The 5,020-nt window shown below is 52.4% G+C and carries 4 protein-coding genes and 1 pseudogene; 1 reads left to right on the forward strand and 4 read right to left on the reverse strand.

Annotated features, from left to right (window positions below; genetic code table 11):
* The 4 genes and pseudogenes from ACEW8P_RS22080 to rho all read right to left on the reverse strand — a co-directional run.
* Nucleotides 1-329 (reverse strand): annotated as a pseudogene (locus tag ACEW8P_RS22080) (hypothetical protein); the annotation flags it as partial.
* 19 nt (nucleotides 330-348) lie between these two features.
* Nucleotides 349-951 (reverse strand): hypothetical protein, encoded by a 603-nt coding sequence (locus ACEW8P_RS22085; protein ID WP_373515235.1) that lies wholly within the window; start codon nucleotides 949-951, stop codon nucleotides 349-351.
* An 18-nt stretch (nucleotides 952-969) separates the two neighbouring features.
* Nucleotides 970-1,860 carry an OmpA family protein gene (locus ACEW8P_RS22090; RefSeq protein ID WP_373515236.1) on the reverse strand — a complete coding sequence of 297 codons (891 nt, stop codon included), beginning with the start codon at nucleotides 1,858-1,860 and terminating at the stop codon, nucleotides 970-972.
* Between the two features lie 162 nt (nucleotides 1,861-2,022).
* On the reverse strand, nucleotides 2,023-3,834 hold the full coding sequence (gene rho, locus ACEW8P_RS22095) for a transcription termination factor Rho (protein WP_373515237.1): 1,812 nt from the start codon (nucleotides 3,832-3,834) through the stop codon (nucleotides 2,023-2,025).
* Nucleotides 3,835-4,384: 550 nt separating this feature from the next.
* Between rho and ACEW8P_RS22100 the strand changes: the two genes are divergently transcribed.
* On the forward strand, nucleotides 4,385-5,020 hold a 636-nt coding region (locus ACEW8P_RS22100; RefSeq protein WP_373515238.1), incomplete at its 3' end, for a type III pantothenate kinase.

The raw sequence follows: 5,020 nt of genomic DNA on the forward strand, positions 1-5,020 counted from the left end.
TTCAGATTATCCGCCGCCGACTGAATTGATGCCATCGCGACGGGAGTGGGATTGGGTAAGTCGGGCGTAGGTTCCACGGAAGGTACTGGGGTAGTAAAATTGCTCACGATCGGTGTTGCAGCGCCTACAGGTGCCGTCACCACCAGACTAGCGCGGCAGTCGTCCAGTTCGGCGCGGCGCTCGGCGATGGACTCGCATAGTTCGTTGATATGACCCGATCTGGTTAATCGCCCCAGTAGCCAACCGATAAAGGCCGCTAATGCCAGCAAGAGGAGCATCTCGACAATAGACGTGGGAAGGTTTAGTGGTTCAAGTTGTAAGAGCAGCATAATAAACGAGGGGTCAGGGTTAGGAAATACGGCCTTTGTTCGATTCTTCCTGCCAGGCTTTGAGTTCGTCCCATTTGCCCTCGGCGGCGAATTCGGCCTGTTGCGACCATGACTCAGGATCATGCATCTGAAAGCGCGACCCAGCCGCCCGGAGGATATCCTTGAGTCGCTCGTAGCTGGCTTCGTTCAATTGCCGGAACGTGACAATGCCTTCCTTATTCAGCAACTCTTCGATTTTCGGTCCGATACCTTCCACTATCTTAAGGTTGTCGTGTTTCGGCGGTGCGACGGGTAGTTCGGCTACTTGCGCCACAATGGCGTCCATCGGTTCGGGGGCAAGCACTACGGGAATTTCCGTTACGGCAGATGGGGTTGGCTTTTCTGCCTCTACTACCGCAGGAGGAATAGCCGCTACCGGAACCTCTACGGGCGTAGAAGCCTCCTGTGTACGCTGACAATCATCAAGCTGGGCGTCTAATCCGGCGAGTTCGTCTTCTAGGTCTACGATTAGGCCGCGTCGGCTGCGATAGCCGATGATGTAGCCAATGGTACCAGCCACAAACAGCATTAGCGCATGCTGCCACCAGGCATCGGGATTGTTTAGGGGATTTAAGTTAAACATGGGGAAGGTTGGGTTTAGTTACTGCACTACGATGTCCACCCGTCGGTTGGCGCGACGGCCCTCGGCGGTATTATTGGATTCCTTCGGTTGGGTTTCGCCTTTGCCCTCGGTCACGAGTTGGCCGGCGGCTATGCCCGTGCGAATCAGCTGTTTCTTCACCCCTTCGGCTCGCTGTTTTGACAGCCTCAGGTTAGAGGCTTTTTCACCCTCGTTATCAGAATGCCCGGTTAAAAGGAGTTTCTTGTCAGGGTTTGTAGCCAGGTACTTCTGGGCTTCTTCGATAAATTGCCGATTGGCATCTGTCTTAATGTAGTTAGCACTAGCCGTGGGGAAGTAGAGATCCATTGGTTTAAAGACACCTTCGTATTTCTGGGCATTGGCCAGTCCTTCCTCCGAGTCGGGGATAGGGTCCTTAACAACTAAATCTATTCCCCCACGCATGGAGTCGGGGCTGAACACGATATCGCCCATCAATTGGCTACTCGTCGTGAGCATTTCGGCATTCGCGCCCTGACTGACCAGATAGGTTTTGACACCCTCAGCACGGGCGATGCCCAGGTCGGGATAGGTGGTGCCGTTGGTTTCGGCGGATGAATAGTAGCCGACGACATTCAGCCGCTTGCCGGGATTGGCAGTGAGGTAGGCAACCAGCGAATCGAGTTCAGTACGAACCTGACTCATGCTGGCCTCGGCCCCGGACTTTACAAAACCGAAATTACCATCGGCCCGCAGATCCAGACCGCTACCATCGGTAATGTACAGCGGCTCGACCGCCGGGGATTCTGCTGTCCCGGTTGTGACGGGAGCAGCTTCGTAGCACATTTCCTTGATTTTACAGACGTGCCAATAGGTGGAGAGCCCCATCCATACGAACAGGGCAATCCACCAGGGTGCATTGTTGGTTGACATAGTATTTAGAGGAAGTTGGGGTAGCCTATCTAACGAGTGGCGCGACTGAATGTCACGCTCCTCGCCGAAATGTATCCAACAAAGCATACTTTTTATTTTATATAATCAAAAAAAAGCCCGCTTCTCGAAAAAAAGCGGGCTTTTTGTAAAAGGACAGGAAATCTAACGATTCATCGAGATCAAAAACTCCTCGTTGTTGCGGGTTCCCTTCATGTTATCGAGGATGAAATCCATAGATTCCATAGGATTCATGTCGGACATGTGCTTGCGCAAAATCCATACTTTCTGCATCGTTTCTTTATCGAGCAGCAGGTCCTCACGGCGGGTGCCGGAAGCCACTACGTCGATGGCCGGATAAACCCGCTTATTGGCCAGTTTACGGTCAAGTTGGAGCTCCATGTTGCCTGTGCCTTTGAATTCCTCAAAAATCACCTCGTCCATTTTGGAGCCCGTATCGATCAGAGCCGTAGCGATTATCGTCAGCGAGCCGCCTTTCTCCACGTTACGCGCCGCGCCGAAAAAACGCTTGGGTTTGTGCAGGGCGTTAGCATCCACACCGCCGGAAAGAATCTTACCGGAAGAAGGTACCACCGTATTGTAAGCCCGCGCCAGGCGCGTGATAGAATCCAGCAAAATCACCACGTCGTGACCGCACTCGACCATACGTTTGGCCTTTTCCAGCACGATACTCGCCACCTTCACGTGCCGGTCGGCCTGCTCGTCGAAGGTCGAAGAGATTACTTCGGCCCGAACGCTGCGTTGCATGTCTGTCACTTCCTCGGGTCGTTCATCGATCAATAATATGATAAGGAAAACCTCCGGGTGATTGCGCGTGATGGCATTGGCGATTTCTTTTAGCAAAACGGTTTTACCCGTTTTAGGCTGTGCCACGATCATACCGCGTTGTCCCTTGCCAATAGGCGCGAACAAATCTACTACCCGTGTCGAATACTGGTCGGGACGGCTACTGAGGTTGAGGCGTTCTTCGGGAAATAGCGGAGTCAGATACTCGAATGGTACGCGGTCGCGGATTTCTTCGGTTGTTTTACCGTTGACGAGTTCGACGCGCAGCAGGGCGAAGTACTTTTCACCTTCCTTAGGCGGGCGGATTTGGCCTTTGACGGTATCGCCCGTTTTCAAGCCGAATAATTTTATCTGCGAAGGAGACACATAAATGTCGTCGGGACTGGCGAGGTAGTTGTAGTCCGCCGAGCGCATAAAGCCGTAGCCTCCATCCTGCATTATTTCCAGTACGCCTTCGTTGGTGATGAGGCCATCGAACTCGCGCACGTAGTTATTGTAGTTGCGCTTGATCTTGTTGGTCTGATCCTCGCGGGACTGGCTGCTTTGGCGGTCAATACCACTCTGACGATCACTGTTATTTTGCCGATCGTTCTTTTTCGGGCGAGAACCCTTGTCAGCATTGCTGTTTTTGTCGCTTCCGCCCTGTTCTTCGGTATCCGATCTCGAATCATCCGTCTTCTCTTCCTTCGCAGTGGCATCCTGCGTTTCCGTATCGGCAGGCTCAGTGGACAGCGCTACGCCCGAGTCTTTCGAAGTATCACCTCCTTCAATCGCTTCGTCAGTAGTCCCAGCTTCTGATACTACCTTTTTCGTCGGCTTGGCCGAGCGTGAAGAAACTTTGGCGGTCGCCTTGCGGCGGACCGGGGTTTTGGGCTTTTTATCTTCGTCGGAAGACTCACTAGCTACAGTCTCTTCGGGCTCTTCGGGCGCGGCTTCTTCGTTCGATGCAGCCGGACGGCGGGCGCGCTTTTTCTTGGGTTCGGCCACAGCAGTTTCAGCAGAAGCAGAAACGTCGGAAGCGCTTACACCCGGCATAACGGCTTGTTGGCCGAGGATTTTGTAAACGAGCTCTTTCTTAGAAAGCTTGCCGTGGTCTTTCACGTCAAATTTTTCCGCAATCGTGCGCAACTCCGAGAGGAGTTTCAAATTCAATTCATCAATTGTAAGCATAGGGGAATGGGTGGGTAGAGAGAGACTCTACCGGGTAAGTAATTGGTAATGATTATTTTGAATTAATAGGTAGTAGAAACAAAGCTTGTGGGAAAATCACATCGGCTCAAACGACGGGGCAGTCGGGAGAAAACAATAAAAGGAGGTAGGCAACCCTGGGGTAGTCCGCGCGAGGGTTAATTCTGGAAACTTGGGAATGGCAAAAGCTGGAATCGGCTGCAATGATAACGCAATTTCACCAAATTACAATTTATGCGGTTTTTGTTTTGATGCGTAGCGTCTCGAATATTTTTACGATAAGACGGAGAAAGCAATAAGAGGGAACAATTTGTTCCGGCAAGTTTGGATTAAAAGCAGAGATTATTGGCGGAAGGGATCGAACGCGAATATACGCCGACGCTTTTATAAATGCAAATCAAGGCCTTTTTGTTCCAAACCGTAGCTATTTGCAACATTTTGAAGCAACGAGGCAAACGATTCTGAGCCAAACCCCGTCTCCCTCTGCGTTCAGTTAGTTTATGTGCAAATAAAAGGGGACTTTTGCGGAATTATGAACTTAGTGGTGGACGCAGGCAATACTTTTTCCAAAGTCGGCTGGTTTGAAGGCGACGAACTACGGCGTCACGAATCACGGCTGACGTTCTCTGAATTGCTTAGTACTCTGCGTTCGGCTTCCGTCGAACACGTTATTTTTTCGTCGGTGAGCCATGAAGTCGAAAAAATTCGGGGGGCGCTCCAACCAAACGTGCCGATTTTGGCTCTAAGCAGCCAAACGCCCGTTCCGCTCGTAAAAGAGTACCATACGCCCGACACATTGGGTGCCGACCGAATTGCGGCGGCGGTGGGAGCAGCCGTTCTCTTTCCGGCCGAAGATCGGCTGGTGATCGACATGGGAACCTGCATCACCTACGATCTGGTGGATCAGGCCGGACGTTTTCAGGGAGGGGCCATTTCGCCGGGGATGCGTATGCGATTCAGAGCGATGCACTCGTTTACGCAACGGCTTCCGCTCGTCGAACCGGAAACCGAGGTACCTCTGCTGGGGAAAAGTACCCGACTGTCGATGCTGAGTGGGGTGATGAACGGGCTGATCGCTGAGATAAATGGCCTGGTAGTAGCCCATCGCGCAGCCTCGCCCGACTGCCGGGTGGTCCTTTGCGGCGGCGACGCGCGCTATTTTGAAAAT

The organism is Persicitalea sp. (genome assembly GCF_041751555.1).
Classification (GTDB): Bacteria; Bacteroidota; Bacteroidia; order Cytophagales; family Spirosomataceae; genus Persicitalea.